19 protein-coding genes are annotated in these 16,612 nt (G+C 59.7%); 5 read left to right on the top strand and 14 right to left on the bottom strand.

Going from position 1 to position 16,612, the window contains the following annotated elements; translation table 11 throughout:
- Window positions 1-1,363: energy-dependent translational throttle protein EttA (ettA, locus tag KHU33_RS22900; RefSeq protein WP_211467234.1), on the top strand; the 1,363-nt coding region annotated here is incomplete at its 5' end.
- Window positions 1,364-1,429: 66 nt separating this feature from the next.
- Here ettA and KHU33_RS22895 read toward each other — a convergent pair.
- From KHU33_RS22895 to KHU33_RS22870, 6 genes are all read right to left on the bottom strand, one after another.
- Window positions 1,430-2,008 carry a DUF4337 domain-containing protein gene (locus KHU33_RS22895; RefSeq protein WP_211467232.1) on the bottom strand — a complete coding sequence of 193 codons (579 nt, stop codon included), beginning with the start codon at window positions 2,006-2,008 and terminating at the stop codon, window positions 1,430-1,432.
- A gap of 69 nt (window positions 2,009-2,077) precedes the next feature.
- A complete protein-coding gene (locus KHU33_RS22890; RefSeq protein ID WP_211467230.1) occupies window positions 2,078-2,383 on the bottom strand; it encodes a hypothetical protein in 306 nt (101 codons plus the stop codon).
- A complete protein-coding gene (locus KHU33_RS22885; protein WP_211467228.1) occupies window positions 2,376-2,831 on the bottom strand; it encodes a GtrA family protein in 456 nt (151 codons plus the stop codon). The genes KHU33_RS22890 and KHU33_RS22885 overlap by 8 nt, the downstream gene beginning before the upstream one ends.
- A 7-nt stretch (window positions 2,832-2,838) precedes the next feature.
- A complete protein-coding gene (locus tag KHU33_RS22880; RefSeq protein ID WP_211467226.1) occupies window positions 2,839-3,801 on the bottom strand; it encodes a glycosyltransferase family 2 protein in 963 nt (320 codons plus the stop codon).
- Between the two features lie 216 nt (window positions 3,802-4,017).
- Window positions 4,018-5,070: a type II asparaginase gene (locus KHU33_RS22875; RefSeq protein WP_211467244.1), complete on the bottom strand. Its 1,053-nt coding sequence runs from the start codon at window positions 5,068-5,070 to the stop codon at window positions 4,018-4,020.
- Window positions 5,071-5,383: 313 nt separating this feature from the next.
- On the bottom strand, window positions 5,384-6,244 hold the full coding sequence (locus KHU33_RS22870) for a mechanosensitive ion channel family protein (RefSeq protein WP_211467224.1): 861 nt from the start codon (window positions 6,242-6,244) through the stop codon (window positions 5,384-5,386).
- A gap of 165 nt (window positions 6,245-6,409) precedes the next feature.
- Between KHU33_RS22870 and hisC the strand changes: the two genes are divergently transcribed.
- The 4 genes from hisC (at window position 6,410) to KHU33_RS22850 (ending at window position 10,307) form a co-directional block, all read left to right on the top strand.
- Window positions 6,410-7,498, top strand: coding sequence for a histidinol-phosphate transaminase (hisC, locus tag KHU33_RS22865; RefSeq protein WP_211467222.1), 1,089 nt, complete (start codon window positions 6,410-6,412; stop codon window positions 7,496-7,498).
- A gap of 84 nt (window positions 7,499-7,582) precedes the next feature.
- Complete coding sequence (locus KHU33_RS22860) at window positions 7,583-8,734, top strand: MFS transporter (RefSeq protein WP_211467220.1); 1,152 nt, start codon at window positions 7,583-7,585, stop codon at window positions 8,732-8,734.
- Window positions 8,735-8,793: 59 nt separating this feature from the next.
- Complete coding sequence (locus tag KHU33_RS22855) at window positions 8,794-9,549, top strand: META and DUF4377 domain-containing protein (RefSeq protein ID WP_211467218.1); 756 nt, start codon at window positions 8,794-8,796, stop codon at window positions 9,547-9,549.
- Window positions 9,549-10,307 (top strand): alpha/beta fold hydrolase, encoded by a 759-nt coding sequence (locus tag KHU33_RS22850; RefSeq protein ID WP_407928309.1) that lies wholly within the window; start codon window positions 9,549-9,551, stop codon window positions 10,305-10,307. Before KHU33_RS22855 ends, KHU33_RS22850 begins: the two co-directional genes overlap by 1 nt.
- Here KHU33_RS22850 and KHU33_RS22845 read toward each other — a convergent pair.
- The 8 genes from KHU33_RS22845 to KHU33_RS22810 form a co-directional block, all read right to left on the bottom strand.
- The gene (locus tag KHU33_RS22845) at window positions 10,273-10,740 is read right to left on the bottom strand and encodes a carboxymuconolactone decarboxylase family protein (protein ID WP_211467216.1); all 468 of its coding nucleotides are present in this window, start codon (window positions 10,738-10,740) and stop codon (window positions 10,273-10,275) included. The two genes, KHU33_RS22850 and KHU33_RS22845, sit on opposite strands and share 35 nt — an antisense overlap.
- A gap of 90 nt (window positions 10,741-10,830) precedes the next feature.
- Complete coding sequence (sigJ, locus tag KHU33_RS22840; RefSeq protein ID WP_211467214.1) at window positions 10,831-11,727, bottom strand: RNA polymerase sigma factor SigJ; 897 nt, start codon at window positions 11,725-11,727, stop codon at window positions 10,831-10,833.
- Window positions 11,728-11,843: 116 nt separating this feature from the next.
- A complete protein-coding gene (locus KHU33_RS22835; protein WP_211467212.1) occupies window positions 11,844-12,803 on the bottom strand; it encodes an NAD(P)H-dependent flavin oxidoreductase in 960 nt (319 codons plus the stop codon).
- 134 nt (window positions 12,804-12,937) lie between these two features.
- The gene (locus tag KHU33_RS22830) at window positions 12,938-13,867 is read right to left on the bottom strand and encodes an MBL fold metallo-hydrolase (RefSeq protein WP_407928308.1); all 930 of its coding nucleotides are present in this window, start codon (window positions 13,865-13,867) and stop codon (window positions 12,938-12,940) included.
- Window positions 13,864-14,085: a DUF1289 domain-containing protein gene (locus KHU33_RS22825; RefSeq protein WP_407928307.1), complete on the bottom strand. Its 222-nt coding sequence runs from the start codon at window positions 14,083-14,085 to the stop codon at window positions 13,864-13,866. Before KHU33_RS22825 ends, KHU33_RS22830 begins: the two co-directional genes overlap by 4 nt.
- Window positions 14,086-14,236: 151 nt before the next feature.
- Window positions 14,237-14,719: a YbaK/EbsC family protein gene (locus KHU33_RS22820; protein WP_211467210.1), complete on the bottom strand. Its 483-nt coding sequence runs from the start codon at window positions 14,717-14,719 to the stop codon at window positions 14,237-14,239.
- Between the two features lie 37 nt (window positions 14,720-14,756).
- Entirely contained in the window at window positions 14,757-15,665 is a 909-nt protein-coding gene (locus KHU33_RS22815; protein WP_211467202.1) for a hydroxymethylglutaryl-CoA lyase, read from the bottom strand.
- A gap of 21 nt (window positions 15,666-15,686) precedes the next feature.
- Window positions 15,687-16,589, bottom strand: a complete 903-nt coding sequence (locus KHU33_RS22810) for a 2-hydroxyacid dehydrogenase (RefSeq protein WP_211467236.1) — start codon at window positions 16,587-16,589, stop codon at window positions 15,687-15,689.
- Window positions 16,590-16,612: the final 23 nt, after the last annotated feature.

Raw genomic sequence — 16,612 nt, 5'->3', positions numbered from 1 at the left:
CAAACTGGATGCGGTATACGCGGCCTATGCAGAAGAAGGCGCCGACTTTGACGCACTGGCGGCCGAACAGGCGCGGCTCGAAGACATCCTTGCCACCGCCGGCGACGGCAATCTTGATTTGCAGCTGGAAATGGCGGCCGACGCCTTGCGCCTGCCGCCGTGGGACGCCAAGATCGGCATCTTGTCCGGCGGTGAAAAACGCCGCGTGGCGCTATGCCGCCTGCTGCTGTCGAAACCCGACATGCTGCTGCTCGACGAGCCGACCAACCATCTGGACGCCGAATCGGTCGAATGGCTGGAGCAATTCCTGCAACGCTTCCCCGGCACCGTAGTCGGCATCACCCATGATCGCTACTTCCTGGACAACGCCGCCGAATGGATCCTGGAACTGGACCGCGGCCATGGCATTCCCTGGAAGGGTAATTACAGCTCATGGCTGGAGCAAAAGGGCAACCGCCTGAAACAGGAAGAAGCGACCGAATCGTCACGCCAGAAAACCATCGCCAAGGAACTGGAATGGGTGCGGCAAAATCCGAAGGGCCGCCAGGCCAAGAGCAAGGCCCGTCTGGCGCGCTTCAATGAATTGAGCGAACACGAATACCAGAAACGCAACGAGACCCAGGAAATCTTCATCCCGGTGGCCGAGCGCCTGGGCAATGAAGTGATCGAATTCAAGAATGTCTCCAAGTCCTTTGGCGACCGCATGCTGATCGATAACCTCAATTTCCGCATTCCTGCCGGCGCCATCGTCGGCATCATCGGCCCTAACGGCGCCGGTAAATCGACCTTGTTCAAGATGATCACCGGCAAGGAACAGCCGGACAGCGGCGAAGTGGTGATCGGCACCACTGCCCGGGTCTCGATTGTCGATCAATCGCGCGATTCGCTGGCGGATCAGAAAACCGTGTTTGAAGACGTCTCCGGCGGCGCCGACATCCTCACCGTCGGCCGTTTCGAGATGCCTTCGCGCGCCTATCTGGGCCGCTTCAACTTCAAGGGCGGCGACCAGCAAAAGATCGTCGGCAACCTGTCCGGCGGTGAACGCGGCCGCCTGCATCTGGCCAAGACCCTGCTGCAAGGCGGCAATGTGCTGCTGCTGGATGAACCGTCCAACGATCTCGACGTCGAAACTTTGCGCGCGCTGGAAGACGCCTTGCTGGAATTCGCCGGCAGCGTGATGGTGATCAGCCATGACCGCTGGTTCCTGGATCGCATCGCGACCCACATCCTGGCGTTCGAGGGCGATTCGCAAGTATCGTTCTTCGACGGTAACTATCAGGAATATGAAGCCGACAAACGCAAGCGCCTGGGTGAAGAAGGCGCCAAGCCTAAGCGGATTCGCTACAAGCCTGTGACGCGTTAATTGAGCTGCTCATTGAGGTGATTTTGGGCGGACAGCGCGATGCTGCTCCGCCCTAATTGTTTGTGCTTAAATATGCAACCAAGCCAGCGTGCCCAGCACCACGCTGACCCCCGCCGCCCCATACGCCATTTTCTTCAGCCACTCTTTGCGCGTCAGCAAGGTAATCGCCGCCAGCGAAATGGCGATCTGGATCGCCGTCATGGCCTGCGCCCAGCGGTGATGCTGATGCAATACCTGTTCTGATTTCTCATCCCAGGCGCTGGCCTCGGCTTCAAGCGCTTCGGCCTTTTTCTGCACCACTTCTTTTTCACTCTTGTAGCGCTGCGCTTCGGCGCTGTAATGCGCGGCGTCGACGCCGGGAATATGGGTTGCCAGTTCGGACAGGTTTTGCCGGCTGGATTTGGCCTGGTAATAATTCCACTGGTTGGCCGCTTCGGTTTTCTTGATGGCGGCGTTGTTCTTGTTCATCGCCGCTTCGCTCTCTGTGGAACCGGCCTGATAACTGAACAAAGCGCCTATGGTGGCCATGATGGCTGTCATTACAGCAATTCTTCCTGCGAAATTGTCACCGCTGCCATGGGCATGCTCGGTGACGTGTTCGAGATGTTGCTCGTGCGGGCTGGGGACTTCGAATTCTTCAGGCATGGCTTTGATCTTTGGAAAAAAATTAATTAGATATCGATTGTAAAGGCAATTATTGCCGAGGGAGCGCTATCAATGAATCGTCATTGATTCCGCACCCAGCCCCAGACTGCGGATGTCCTTGCTCTCCATCGCCTGCATCGGCGATCTTGGTTGGGCGATGCTGAACAGGATCAGCAGTTCGCCATGATTTTTCGCGATTAATGATGCGGGAATCTGCAAATTTTGCAAGCTCTGATTCGCTTTGGCGGTGTAATGCAGTTCTCCTATCGGCTGTCCATTGACCGCAACCTGTACCATCTGCTGCGGATATTCAGGCGGCACGTAGGCGAGACCGATCAGCGCTGCCAGTAGCACCGGCGGGAATTTTCTAATCATTAGGTCGGGCGTTGTCGCTGGCGTTGTTGCTTGCGTTGTGGCATGCAGCATCTTGCGGCGGCGGCTTCGAGCCGAAGGTCCACAGTGCATTGGCGGAATAAGTCAGCATCAGTACCGCCGCGGAAGACAATACTTGCGCCAGCAGATAATTGACCCCGAGCTGGACGGTCAGCAGATGCATCAAACCGGTATTAAGCACGATGCCGGCCAGCGCAATCAGGCCAAACCGGCTGGCGGCTTTTAGATGACCGGCCTGGCTCTTGAAGGTAATCCGATAGTTGAGCCCGTAGTTGACGACTGCCCCGACCAGGGCCCCCAGCGCCGAAGCGGGCACCGGTGTCGCCAGGCCGCTCTGAACCAGCAGGATCAGGACGGCGTATTGGCATGCCGTACCGACCGCACCGGCGGCGGTATAGATCAGGAAACGCATCCAGCGCTGCATGGTCATGGCAGCGCTAGTCTTCGGCTTTTTGATAACGGCGGCGAATCAGGTAAATCGGACGCCCTTTCGATTCCAGGTAAGTTCTGCCCAGATATTCACCAAGAACGCCGATACCGATTAACTGGATCCCGCCAAGAAACAGCACAACCGTGAGGATAGACGCGTAGCCGGGCATGTCGATGCCATGGATCAGGGTTTTGAAAATGATCACCAGGCCGTAAATGAATGCGAACAGCGAGATCGCAGAACCGCAATAGGTCCACCAGCGCAACGGCACGGTACTGAAACTGGTGATGCCCTCCAGCGCGAAATTCCACAAGCGCCAGCCGGAGAATTTGGTCTCCCCGGCACTGCGCGCTTCACGCACGTATTCAACCGTAGCCGTCTTGAAGCCGACCCAGGCAAACAGCCCCTTCATGAAGCGCCGGTTTTCCGGCAGCTGTTTGAGCGCCTCCAGCACCTGGCGGTCGATCAGGCGGAAATCGCCGACGTTATCAGGTAGCTTGATGTCCGACACGGCATTGTAGAGACGGTAAAACAATTGGGCAGTCTTGCGCTTCAGGTAGGAATCGCTATCCCGGTTAACCCGCTTGGCCAGCACCACTTCGTAACCATTGCGCCATTGCTCGACCAGGCGCGGAATCAATTCGGGCGGATCCTGCAGGTCAGCGTCGATAGGGATCACCGCATCGCCCAATGCTTCGTTCAGGCCTGCGGTCAAGGCTGCTTCCTTGCCGAAATTGCGCGACAGATCGATCACCCTTACCCGGCTGTCGCGCTCGGCGATGGCGATCAACTGCGCCAGGGTATCGTCGGCGCTGCCGTCGTTGATGCAGACGATCTCATAATCCAGCGTGTCGAGAGCCGCCAATATAGGCGTTATCCGCTGAAAGAAATGCGCAATGGCCGAACTCTCATTGTAAAAAGGAACCACCAGCGATAGCAGTGGCTTGTCTGGCGCTTGATCTGGATGCATTGCTTGGTCTGAGAGTGTCGCTTGTAGGTCCGCGCATATTAGCACCATTCGGCAGGGAAATAGCGCCTGGCCCTTGCTGCTGCCGCAGGAAACGATCAGCGCCGCAAACGTAAAAAAACCGGCTAAATCATCACATTCGATTTAGCCGGCTGTTTGTTGCCTGCATCTGAATCTGAAGCGATGGCGCTTGCCATCGCTTCAGCGCAAACGCTACGATCAGTAGGTATAAAACATGCGCTGGATTTCTTTGGTGTTGTTGGTCTTGGTCAGCGCCAGCATCAGCAGAATCCGTGCTTTTTGTGCATTCAGCGTATCGGCCACCACGAAGTCGAGTTCGTCGTCGTTGGCTTCGCCGTTACGGGCAACGATGCCTTGGCCGACGCGGCTGGCGCGGACAATGATCACACCCTTCTTGCGTGCTTCGACCAATGGCGTTTTCATTTGCGCGGCAACGCTGCCATCGCCGACGCCGGCCTGGATGATGCCCTTGGCGCCGGAAGCGACTTGAGCGTCGAGTGCGGCACGGGTCATGTTGGCGTAGCCGTAGATGATGTCAACCTGCGGCAGCACATCCAGCTTGCTGATGTCGAATTCGGTGTCGACCGTGTTCTTGCGCGTCGATTGCCGGTAGAAATACGCCTTGTTGCCCTGGATGTAACCCAGCATGCCGAGTTCGGTCGACTTGAAAGTGTCGGTGGTCGAGGTATTGGTCTTGGTCACTTCACGGGCAGCATTGATCTGGTCGTTGAGCGAAACCAGTACGCCCTTGCCGATCGCGTCTTTGCTGCCGGCCAGCAGGACCGCGTTGTACAGGTTGATCGGGCCGTCGGCCGAGATCGCGGTCGATGGGCGCATGGCGCCGACGATCACCACCGGTTTGCGGCTCTTGACGGTGAGGTCGAGGAAATAAGCGGTTTCTTCGATGGTGTCAGTGCCGTGGGTGATGACGATGCCGTCCACATCCGGTTGCGCCAGCAAGGCGTTGACGCGCTTGGCCAGCTTCAGCCAGTGGTCGTTGGTCATGCTTTCGCTGGCGATCTGGAATACCTGCTCGCCTTTGACATTGGCGACTTTCTTCAGCTCAGGCACTGCTGCGATCAGTTTTTCGACGCCGACCGTGGCCGAGGTGTAACCGACGGTGGTGGTGCTGTCGGCGCCGGTGCCGGCAATCGTGCCGCCGGTCGCCAGGATCATCACGTTAGGCAGCTTGGCCTGGCTGTCTTGCGCATGCGCCACGGAAGTCGATAGCAATAAGGCGCCGAACATCATCACCGCATAAGAATGGAAGGTGCGATTAAGAGTGCGCAGTGTAAGTTTGCGGGTAGACATAAATCTCCTGATTTCGTTAGTAATTGTGGACCGCAGGCTAAGCTGGAAACGGTCGCGCGACAGTCCGACATTCTGCAACGCGCTGCCGCGCAGCGAAACTGTAACGGAAAGTTGGCAATACGATCTAATGCCATCTACGCATAGGTTTATGCATATCTGTTATACCTTCGATCCAGGCAAGGAAAATCTTGCCTGGGCAGATTGTATTGCCAAAAATTCACCAGCAAAAAGCGGGCCAGAAATCAAGCTAAGGTCAGGCGACCAGCTTGTCTTCCGTCTCACGCTTATCGTGCTTGATATGCAACTCGCGCACCGGAAACGGGATCGAGCAATTCACCGCAGCCAGCGCAGCCTTCACATTTTGTGCAATCGACCAGCGCACCGCCCAGTATTCGGAGGTCGTGGTCCAGGCTCTGATATTGAGCATGACGGCACTGTCAATGTGGTCGGTGACGACGGCAAAAGGCGCTGGCGTCGTCAAAATCCGCTCATCGGCCAGCAACAGCTTCTGCAAGGCTTGAATCGCGGCGGCCGGATCGTCCTGGTAGCTGATGCCAATCGGCATATCGATGCGGCGCGTGTTGTTGCGGCTGAAGTTGGTCAGCGCGCTATTCCACAATTGATTGTTCGGCACGAACAGGCAGACGCCGTCGGCCTTGGTCAGCTTGGTCGCAAACAAACCGATTTCGTCCACGCTGCCTTCGATGCTGCCATTGGAAATGTATTCGCCGACCTGAAACGGCCGCAGGAACAGCAGCATCATGCCGGCCGCTATGTTTTGCAAAGTCCCTTGCAGGGCGAGACCGATCGCCAGGCCGGCAGCGCCGAGAATAGCGACGATACTGGCGGTCTGCACGCCGAACTGGCCGAGCACCGCAACCAGCGTGACCAGGCGTATCAGCCACAGCAGCAAGCTGCGCAGCACCGGACGCAAGGTGGCGTCCAGGCTGGCGCGCGTCATTACCCGGTCGAGCGCGTTGGCGAAGCGCGAGGACAGCCACCAGCCGACCGCCAGCGTGAAGATGGCCAGCACGGCATTGAGACCGTAGCGCAAGGACGATTCAAGAAGTAAGTTCCAGATCGAAGCGAGTTGATTGACGGCTAATATATTCAAGGACAGCTCCTGTTACCTGTAATCGAGCCTGCTATGTTACCAGTTGTCTTCGGCACAACCCGCCAAAGCCCAGCCAGACTGCGCCGGGTTTGCTACCATATGGCTGATTCGCCAACCCGCGCAGCCGTAGCCCTTATCGTAGCCCTTACTTCCTTTAGCCACCCAATGAGCAAATTCTGGAGCCCTATCGTCAGCCGCCTGACGCCTTACACCCCCGGCGAACAACCCAAGCTGAGCAAGCTGGTCAAGCTCAATACCAATGAAAACCCGTATGGCCCGTCGCCGCTGGCGCTGGCGGCCATGCGCACCGAGCTGGGCGACAGCCTGCGGCTGTATCCCAACCCGGATGCGGAGCCGCTGAAACTGGCGCTGGCCGAACAAAACGCCGCGCATGGCGTGACGCCGGCCCACGTATTTGTCGGCAACGGTTCCGACGAGGTGCTGGCGCATGCCTTCCAAGCCTTGCTGCAGCACGAGCAGGCGATCCTGTTCCCGGACATCAGCTACAGTTTTTACCCGACCTACTGCGGCTTGTACCAGATTGCCTATCGGACCGTGCCCCTGGCCGAAGACTTTACGCTGCGGGTTGACGATTATCTGAATAGCGCCGCCGGCGGCATCATTTTCCCGAATCCGAACGCACCCACCGGCTGCCTGTTGCCGCTGGCTGAAGTGGAAAGGCTGGTGGCCGGCCAGCCCGATTGCGTAGTGATCGTGGATGAGGCTTATGTCGATTTCGGCGGCGACAGCGCAATCCCGCTAGTGGCGCGCTACCCTAACCTGCTGGTGGTGCAGACTTTGTCCAAGTCGCGCTCGCTGGCCGGTTTGCGGGTCGGCTTCGCGATCGGCCATCCGGACCTGATCACCGCGCTGGAACGGGTCAAGAACAGTTTCAACTCCTATCCGCTGGACCGCATGGCAATCGTCGGCGCCACCGCGGCGATCAAGGACCAGGCGCATTTTGACCAAACCCGGCAAGCTGTCATGGCTAGCCGCAAGCACCTGATTGCCGGCTTGGCCGCGCTCGGTTTCGAGGTGCTGCCGTCGGCCGCCAACTTCGTGTTTGCCCGTCATCCGCGCCACGATGGCGCCAAGCTGGCGGCCCGCCTGCGCGGCGACGGCATCATCGTGCGCCATTTCAGCAGCGCCCGCATCGCCCAGTTCCTGCGCATCACGGTGGGTACCGATGAGGCTTGCCAGGTTTTGCTGGACGCCCTGCAAGTGCATCTGCAAGACATGCCGGCCGACTTCTGATCATCCAGGGCCATGGGCGAGGGCTTGTTTGCCTGTCGTCCATGGCCATTCCGCCGTCTGCATCGGCTTTCAACTCCTCCCGCAATGTCCAACTCGATCGCATCGCCCGCCGCCGTCAACACGCGTATGCGTAGCGCGGCCCTGCCGCTGCTGTTCCTGTTGCTGGGCGTGATATACGCCAGCTGGGTCTCGCGCATCCCGGCGCTGCGCGACAACTTGCAACTGGATCCGGCCAGCCTCAGCCTGTTCCTGCTGGGCGGCGGCATCGGTGCGGTTGCTTCTTTCCCGCTGGCGGCGTGGCTGATAGGCCACTACGGTGCGCGCCGCGCCAGTTGGTATGCCGGTCTGCTGCTGCTGATCACCATGCCGTGCCTTGCGCTGGCGCCGACGTTGCCGCTGCTGATGCTGGCCATGCTCTGCCTGGGCGCCTGTTCCAGTTGCTTCAATGTGGCGATCAACGCGCTCGGCGCCGAAGCCGAGAAGATCGCCGGACGCTCGATCATGTCGCAGCTGCATGCCTGGTTTTGCGTCGGCACGCTGTCCGGCGCCTTGCTCGGCAGCGCCATCGCCGGCATGGGCGTCAGACCGTTGCTGCATTTTAGCCTGATCGCTGTATGCGCGGCGATCCCGATGCGCCGCTGCTACCGCGCCTTGCCGAATGACCGGCCGCAATATATCGCCGGAAAAAAACACTTCGCAATGCCGCACGGCCCGCTGATTGCGCTCGGCGTGGTGGCCTTTGGCGGCGCCATTGTCGAAGGTTCGGTGGCCGACTGGAGCGGGGTCTACATGAAGGACCTTCTGTTTGCCAGCGACGGCGTGGCGCCGCTGGCCTTTGCTTTGTTTGCCGGCATGATGCTGCTGACGCGCATGATCGGCGACAAGCTGAAAGAATCCTTCGGCGCGCGCCGCGTGGTCGCCGGCGGCGCCTTGACCGCGGGCCTCGGCATGTTGATCGCCTTGCTCGCCAGCCAGATTCCGCTGGCCATCGCCGGTTTTGCTCTGACCGGCGTGGGCGTTGCCACCATCTTCCCTTTCATCTTCAGCGCCGCCGGCCGTCACGGCCCGACGGCGCTGGCCGGCGTCACCACCATGGGTTACACCGGCGGCCTGATCGGGCCGCCGGTCATCGGCTTTCTGGCGCATGGCTTCGGCTTGCCGGCGGCCTTGTCGCTGGTCGGCGTGCTGTGCATCGCGGTGGCGCTGGCGGCAGTCCGCGCCCGATGGCTGGAATAATGTCATTACGCTAAAATGTCGGCTTGCGTTTGTACGCCAACCTTCTGCATGGAGTCGATATGACGCTTGCCTCGTTCCCGCATTCCCTGATCCGCTGCCTGACGCTCGGCGCCGCCGGTCTTACTCTGGCGGCTTGTGCCGGCACTGCTGTACAACCGGCCGCACAACTCGCAACCAGCACCGATGCTGGGTTATCGGCATCGCGCTGGGAACTGACCCGTTGGAGCGGGCACACCGTGCCGCATGGCGACAACGGCGAACCGGTGATCTTGAATTTCAGTCTGGAGAACGGTCAGGGGCGCGTCAGCGGCCGTGCCGGTTGCAATCGCTTCTCGGCGCCCTACTCGGTGCACGCACCCGGCCAATTGACGATCGTCCAGGCGGTAACAACCCACATGGCTTGCCCCGGGCCGGCGATGCAATTCGAAGCCGATTTCCTCGACAAGCTGCAAGCCGTGAACCAATACAAGATCGACGGCCAGCAGATGGAAATGAAAACCCTGGATGGTCAGACCCTGAGTTTCCATGCGCGTGAAAAGCCGAGCGCCTCAGCGAAAATCAAATTCATCTACGTAGCATCGCAAAAGGCGCCTTGCAGCACCGGCGTGATGCGCACCACCTGCTTGCAGATCCGCGAACGCAAGGAAGATCCTTGGCAGCTTTGGTATGGCGACATCCAGGATTTCAATTTTGAACCCGGCATCGCCTATCGTCTGCGGATTCTGGAAGAGCAAGTGGCCAATCCGCCAGCCGACGCCAGCTCCATCAAATGGACCCTCGACATGGTCGTGGAACAGGAAGTGGTCAAGAAATAATGACGCTGCCTGCCGACCAGAACCACAGCTTGCCGCAGCTATTGCTGCTGCCCGGCTTCATGTTGGACCAGACCCTATGGGACGATATGCGCGACGGCCTGGTCCAACTGGGCCAACTGAATTTCGGCGATCTCGGCCAGGATGACTCGATCAATGCGATGGCCACGCGTGTCTTGCAACAAGCGCCGCCACGCTTCGTCCTGATCGGTTTTTCGATGGGCGGTTATGTCGCGCAGGCGATCATGCAGCAAGCGCCGGAACGGGTGCTCGCGCTGGCTTTGCTGAACACTTCGGCACGCCAGCAAGACGCGCGCGAAATCGCCGGTAACCGGGTCCAGCTGGAACTGGCCAGGCAAGTGCCGTTCAAGGGATTGACCAGCCGCGCGCTGGCGTCGTCGCTGCATCCGGATCGCGCCCATGACCGGGTGTTGCTGGATCGGCTGCAGGCGATGGCGCTGCGCAACGGCAAGGAAGTTTTCATCCGCCAGTTATCGGCATTGCGCAGCGACGGTTTCAGCGAGCTGCAAAATATCCGCTGCCCGGCGCTGATTGTCGCCAGCAGCAACGACCAGCTCAGCAGCGTCGCCGAAGCGCAACAGATGGCGGCGCAGATTCCTGCCGCCAGCATGGTGCTGATCGAAGACTGCGGCCACATGACGCCGCTGGAAAAGCCGCAGCAGCTGCTGCAAATCTTGTCCGACTGGCTGGCTGCCGTTAATGCAGTTAACGCGCCGGCTGCGCCAGTTCGGCAGGCTTGACCTGCTTGCGGAAAGCAATTGCCAGCCGGTTCCAGGCGTTCATCAGCGTCACGGCGTAGGTCAGTTCGGTAATTTCCACATCTGAAAAATGCGCTTTCAGGGCGTCGAACAAGGCGTCCGGCGCATGGTTGCCGGCGATCAGGGTAACCGCCTCAGCCCATGCCAAGGCGGCGCGTTCGCGCTCGCTGTAGAAAGTCGTCTCTTGCCAGCCGACCAGGCTGTTGATGCGTTGCCAGCTTTCTCCTTCAGCCAGCAGATCGCGTGCATGCATGTCGATGCAATAGGCGCAGCCGTTGACCTGGGATACACGTAAAAAGACCAGGTCGATCAGCTGCTTGCCGATGCCGGCGGCGTGAATTGTCATACTCAATGCGTTCATCGCTTTGTAGGCCGATGGCAGCAGGGTTTCATAGGGCAGGCGTTGCTTGGACATGATGTTCCTTATATCGAATGGCATGAGGGGATTCTCATGGCTATAAGACGACTCATGTCCTCCGTTTGTGACAGCAATCCGATAAAAAAGTCAGGACATATGCAATTTGTCCGGATTGCGCACCAGATACATTGCCTTGATGCGCGCCACCGGCTGGCCGTCCGCTCCCTCTTGCATCTCGATCTCGAATGAGGAAGCGGCGTCCAGCTCGCCATCGATATAACGCAATACGCCCGGCTCGCCATTGATATTGACGATCTTGTATTCCGCCCGTCCGGCATAATCGCGCGCCATGATAAGAAACAGACGCGCCAGCCGCTCCAGGCCATGCAGCACCTTGAGCGCGGCGATGATCTTGCCGCCGCCGTCGGCGGTGAAGGTGGCGTCAGCCGCAAATACTTCGCTGAGGTGAGCATGATCGCCGCTCTTGCTGGCGATGATGAATTTTTCCAGCAACTGTAAATGGGCCTCACGACTGACGTTGAAACGCGGCGCCGGCCGCCTCACTCTGCTGCGGGCTCGATGCACCAGCTGGCGGCAGGCGGCTTCGCTCTTGTCGAGCATCTGTGCGATGTCCTGGTAATCGACGTCGAACACTTCATGCAGCAAAAAAGCGGCGCGCTCCTCGACGCCTAGCTGTTCCAGCACCACCAGGAAAGCGGTCGAAACATCGCTGGAAAATTCGGCAATCGATTCCGGCGTATGGCGCTCGATATCTGCCGCTATCAGCGGCTCCGGCAGCCACGGCCCGGTATACACCTCGCGTTCGAGCTTGGCCTTGCGCAGGCGGTCGATGCATAAATGCGTCGCCACCGTGACCAGCCATGCCTCGGCATTCTCCGGCGCGGCACTTTGGTGCCAACGCAGATAAGCGTCTTGCACGACATCTTCGGCGTCGGCGCGCGAACCCAGCATGCGGTAGGCGATGCCGAACAGACGGCTGCGGTGCTGATTGAATTGGCTGTCAGGATTGGGGTTTTGATGCATGTTCTGCTCCTCGTTCGTCATGGTAAGACGGATCGGCAGAGATTTTGTGACAGGCTTTGGATTTTTATTTCCGGGCCACGCAAGCTGCGTGGCCCGCACCGGAATTACTCCGACAATTACAGGGCCAGGCGTTTGCGCGCCGCCTGGTATTCAGTCTGCAAACGATCGACCATCTGCGCCACGCTAGGCACATCGTCCATCAGGCCGACGCCCTGGCCCGCGCCCCAGATATCGCGCCAGGCCTTGGCGCCGCTGCCGCCGGAGCCGAAGTTCATCTTCGATTTATCGGCTTCAGGCAGGTTGTCCGGATCGAGGCCGGCGGCGATGATGGATTTCTTCAGGTAATTGCCGTGCACCCCGGTGAACAGATTGGTGTACACGACGTCGGCCGCGGTCGATTCCACGATCGCCTGGCGATAAGCATCGTCGACATGGGCTTCCTTGGTGGCCAGCCAGCGCGATCCGATGTAGGCGAAATCGGCGCCCATCGCTTGCGCTGCCAGGATCGCATCGCCGGTAGCGATCGCGCCCGACAAGGCGATCGGTCCCTTGAAGAATTTACGTACTTCGCCCACCAGCGCAAACGGCGACAACGGCCCGGCATGGCCGCCGGCGCCGGCCGCCACCAGGATCAAGCCGTCGACCCCGGCTTCCAGCGCCTTTTGCGCATGGCGGATCGAGATCACGTCATGCAGCACGATGCCGCCGTAGCCGTGGATCGCATCCATCATTTCCGGCGGCGGCGCGCGCAGGCTGGAGATGATGATCGGCACCTGATGCTTGACGCAGACGGCGACGTCATGCGCCAGGCGGTCGTTCGATTGATGGACGATCTGGTTGACTGCGATCGGCCCTACTTTTACGTGCGGATGCTCGGCCCGGTAGGCGGCTAGTTCGGCTTGCAGGTCGGTCAGCCAGACATCCAGCAATTCCGCCGGGCGGGCGTTCAACGCCGGGAACGAGCCGACGATGCCGGCCTTGCATTGCGCGGCCACCAGCGCCGGACCGCTAGCGATGAACATCGGCGAGCCGATGACGGGTAGGCTCAGGTTTTGCAACGCAGCGGGCAATGCCATAACGACCTCTAGTATTGGGTAGGAAGAGTTTGATTATAGGGCGAAAAACGACAATAAAAAGTACGATCGTGCTAGATTTTGTCCTCTAAAATCCGGCCCCTGTCATGCCTCTTGGCCACCGCCAGAAGATAGAGTTAATGTCGATTGCATAAGAATCCATCACGGATTTCTGCCGCCCCGGCGCGCAGCAGTTGCGCGGCGGCCCATTCACTCAAATCGGCTTCGCTGCGCTGCAGATAACGCCGGTTGGCAGCCGCTACCAAGGGCAGGCTGGCAAGCATCTGCCGGACTTCCGTCAATTTGATCTGTTGTCGTTCCAGCAGCAGGAATTTCAGCAAAACCTTGATGGCATTCTGGGCGTTGCGCTGCGGATCGGCGGCCAGATAATCGAGCCGCGAAAAGGCAGTGTCGAGTGCGGCGCCGACGCCGCTGAACGGACTGCCGTGGCCTGGAATCACCAGCCGCACCTCCAGCGTGGCGATCAATTCCAGGGTCGCCCGCGCTTCGGCGAAACCGGAGTCGCCATCCAGTTCCGGAAAGATCACGCCGAAGCCGTTTTGCCACAAGGCGTCGGCGGAAATCAGAATGCCATGCTCTTGACAATAAAAGATCAGGGAATGCGGATCGTGGCCGGCCGCCGCCAGCACCTGCCACTGCAAATCACCCAGGGTGACCACGTCGCCGGGCTGCAGCGTGTGGTCGAAGGTGAAACGGGCGCATTGCTGGCCGGTGCCGGTATAACTCAGTGCATCCCGATCCCAATTGCGCACCTGCTCGGCCTGCCCTGACGGAATCGCAGTGCGGCAACGGTAAGCCTGTTGCAAGGCGGCGTTGCCGCCGCAATGATCGGAATGCAGATGGGTATTCAGCAAGCGGTCCAGCGGCCGGCCTTGCAAGCCATGCGCCACCAGCGCCACGGTTTGCGCCGCATGGCTCAGGTAACCGCTATCGACCAGCGCCGTCTGCTCGCGCCCGAGGAACAGGATGTTGTTGGAAGACAGCCAGCCGCGCTCCAGCACGCGCATGGTCGGCGGCAATGAGGGCGCGGTCATGGCCACTGTCATAGCGCCTTCCGGCGTTGCAGGATGTGTTGCCAGATGCTGCGTTTTTGCTCGTCGCTGGCGCTCGACCAGGCGGCAATTTCATCCAAGGTGCGCCAACAGCCTTCGCACAAACCGCTGCCGGCATTCATCACGCAAACGTTGATGCAAGGTGACTCGGCATGACCTGCGACGGTGCTGTCGCCAGTCATGACCAAGGCCGTTGGATTGCTGCTTGCCATGAGGCTGTTCCTCGTTTCCGCTAAGACTTCTCAGGATACCTGAAGCAGCGTGCGGCGGCTGGCAAAGCCGCCAAAGAAGGCGTGTGCATTGGCTTCCGGGCTGTCAATGTGATAACCGCCTCCTGCACGATCACCGTCGATAAATTTAGATTCAAGCCCGCAACGCAACATCCGCAACCGGCGCCGCAGTCATCGCCACCAACTGCTGCGGCGTCAGATTGAAGACCGCGTGCGGATGTCCCGCCGCCGCCCAGACGCTATCCAGTTCCAGCAAATCCCGGTCGATCAGCATCACTGTCTTGCCGACGTGGCCGATAGGGCAAACACCGCCGATGGCGTAGCCGATGCGCTCGCGGACGAAGCGTGCATCCGCCTTGCCGAGCGGACCGACCAGCGCCGCCACCTTGCTCTCATCGACACGATTGCTGCCGCTCGCCACCACCATCACGGCGGCGTCATCGGTCAAGCGCCGGAACACGATCGACTTGGCGATCTCGGCGACGCGGCAGCCAAGGCCGGCGGCGGCCTCGGCGGAAGTCTTGCCGGTTTCGGGCAGCATGACAACTTGCTTGTCATGCCCTATTTCCGTCAGCAGATCGGCGACGCGCTGTGCGCTATCGGGAAGTTTATCCATTTGATGCTCGTCTTTTTGAAAAATTATGGCCCAGTAACTAAGCTATGCGCTTGGCCGCAATCGCATTGCCGGCGCGGCTGACCGCCTTGCGCCCGAGATGCGCCGAAATAAACTGCCCGGCGTCGACCACGGCGTCGAGATCGATGCCGGTTTCGATGCCGAGTCCCTGCATCAGATACAACACATCTTCCGACGATACATTGCCGGTCGCGCCCTTGGCGTACGGGCAGCCGCCCAGGCCGGCCACCGAGGAATGGTAAATCGAAATGCCGACTTCCAGGCTGGCGTAGATATTCGCCAGCGCCTGGCCATAGGTGTCGTGGAAATGGCCGGACAGGCGTTCGATCGGGAATTCCTGCACCAGCCTTCCCATCACTGCGTGCACTTTATTCGGCGTGGCGACGCCGATGGTGTCGGCAATATCGATTTCATCGCAACCGAGATCGCGCAAGCGATGCAGCACATCGACTACCGAATCGATCGCGACTTCGCCTTGATACGGGCAGCCGAAGGCGCAGCTGATGCTGCCGCGCAGGCGCTTGCCCTCTTGCTTGGCGACCCGCGCGACTTCGCGGAAGCGTTCGATGGATTCGGCGATCGAGCAGTTGATGTTCTTTTGCGAGAACGCTTCCGACGCCGCGCCGAAGATCACCATCTCGTCGGCGCCCGCCGCCAGTGCGGCTTCCAAGCCTTTCATATTGGGCACCAGGGCAGAGTAGATCACGCCCGGCTTGCGCTGGATGGCAGCCATCACTTCGCTCGACGTCGCCATTTGCGGCACCCACTTCGGCGAGACGAAGGAAGCCGCTTCGATGTTGACGAAACCGGCTTTGGTCAACTGGTCGACCAGCGCTATCTTGACATCGGCCGGGATGGTTTCCTTCTCGTTTTGCAAACCATCTCGCGGGCCGACTTCAACGATTTTTACCTTGTTGGGGAATCTCATGTCGTCACCTGTTTTCAGTTTTCAATAACCTTTGCTGCGGTCGACTACGCCGTTCACACTCAGGCCTTGTTCCAACGCATATATCTTGTTGCGAATCTGCTGGACCGTGTCTACATCCACCGTCACAGCCGATATATGCGGCGTGATGCTGATGCGCGGCTCTTGCCAGAACGGGTGTTCCGGCGTCAACGGTTCTTGCTCGAATACATCCAGCGTCGCCGCGGCGATCTGCCCTTCCTGAATCAGCGCCAGCAGATCTGCCTCCACCACATGGCCGCCACGAGCGACATTGATCAGGTATGCGCCGTCCGCGCCATCTGCGCTCTTTTGCAGTTTCAGCAGATTTTGCCGATTGACGATGCCGCGCGTGGCGTCAGTCAACGGCAGGATGCACACCAACACCCGCGATGCGCGTAAGAAAGCGTCGAGCTCGCCGTCACCGACAAAGCTGCGCACTCCAGGCAGACTCTTCGGACTACGACTCCAGCCATTCAATGGAAAATCGAAATGCGCCAAGGCCTCGGCGATGCGCGAGCCGAGCACACCCATGCCGAGAATGCCGATACTGAAATCGCGCTTGTCTGGCGCCGGCAGCGGCCGCCATTCGCGGCGCGCAGCTTGTTGCCGGTAAATATCGTAGCGGCCGAAATAACCCAGCACCGCATGCGTCACATAGTGCGCCATTTGAATTGCCATGCCGCCGTCGTCGATCCGGATCAACGGTACGCCGGCTGGCAAGGCATCGCCCAGTTGCAGGATGGCGTCGACGCCGGCGCCGAGATTGAAGATGGCTTTCAGGTCATGGCGTCCTTGCAGCATGGCTGCCGGCGGCCGCCACACTAACGCGTAATCGGCGGGGGCCGTATCGCCCTCTTGCCAGAAGCGGATATCGGCTTGCGGCAATGCGGTGCTGAAGTCTGCTATCCAGGTTTCGAAGTCGGTGTTTG

It is taken from the genome of Collimonas silvisoli (genome assembly GCF_018305005.1).
Lineage (GTDB): Bacteria > Pseudomonadota > Gammaproteobacteria > Burkholderiales > Burkholderiaceae_D > Collimonas > Collimonas silvisoli.
This window is presented reverse-complemented; position numbering and strand designations above follow the sequence as displayed.

Excerpts from the sequence above, each read along its gene's own strand:
- KHU33_RS22895 (WP_211467232.1), bottom strand. The coding sequence starts at position 2,008 with ATGCCTGAAGAATTCGAAGTCCCCAGCCCGCACGAGCAACATCTCGAA.
- KHU33_RS22890 (WP_211467230.1), bottom strand. The coding sequence starts at position 2,383 with ATGATTAGAAAATTCCCGCCGGTGCTACTGGCAGCGCTGATCGGTCTC.
- KHU33_RS22885 (WP_211467228.1), bottom strand. The coding sequence starts at position 2,831 with ATGACCATGCAGCGCTGGATGCGTTTCCTGATCTATACCGCCGCCGGT.
- KHU33_RS22880 (WP_211467226.1), bottom strand. The coding sequence starts at position 3,801 with ATGCATCCAGATCAAGCGCCAGACAAGCCACTGCTATCGCTGGTGGTT.
- KHU33_RS22875 (WP_211467244.1), bottom strand. The coding sequence starts at position 5,070 with ATGATGTTCGGCGCCTTATTGCTATCGACTTCCGTGGCGCATGCGCAA.
- hisC (WP_211467222.1), top strand. The coding sequence starts at position 6,410 with ATGAGCAAATTCTGGAGCCCTATCGTCAGCCGCCTGACGCCTTACACC.
- KHU33_RS22860 (WP_211467220.1), top strand. The coding sequence starts at position 7,583 with ATGTCCAACTCGATCGCATCGCCCGCCGCCGTCAACACGCGTATGCGT.
- KHU33_RS22855 (WP_211467218.1), top strand. The coding sequence starts at position 8,794 with ATGACGCTTGCCTCGTTCCCGCATTCCCTGATCCGCTGCCTGACGCTC.
- KHU33_RS22850 (WP_407928309.1), top strand. The coding sequence starts at position 9,549 with ATGACGCTGCCTGCCGACCAGAACCACAGCTTGCCGCAGCTATTGCTG.
- KHU33_RS22845 (WP_211467216.1), bottom strand. The coding sequence starts at position 10,740 with ATGTCCAAGCAACGCCTGCCCTATGAAACCCTGCTGCCATCGGCCTAC.
- sigJ (WP_211467214.1), bottom strand. The coding sequence starts at position 11,727 with ATGCATCAAAACCCCAATCCTGACAGCCAATTCAATCAGCACCGCAGC.
- KHU33_RS22835 (WP_211467212.1), bottom strand. The coding sequence starts at position 12,803 with ATGGCATTGCCCGCTGCGTTGCAAAACCTGAGCCTACCCGTCATCGGC.
- KHU33_RS22830 (WP_407928308.1), bottom strand. The coding sequence starts at position 13,867 with ATGACAGTGGCCATGACCGCGCCCTCATTGCCGCCGACCATGCGCGTG.
- KHU33_RS22825 (WP_407928307.1), bottom strand. The coding sequence starts at position 14,085 with ATGGCAAGCAGCAATCCAACGGCCTTGGTCATGACTGGCGACAGCACC.
- KHU33_RS22820 (WP_211467210.1), bottom strand. The coding sequence starts at position 14,719 with ATGGATAAACTTCCCGATAGCGCACAGCGCGTCGCCGATCTGCTGACG.
- KHU33_RS22815 (WP_211467202.1), bottom strand. The coding sequence starts at position 15,665 with ATGAGATTCCCCAACAAGGTAAAAATCGTTGAAGTCGGCCCGCGAGAT.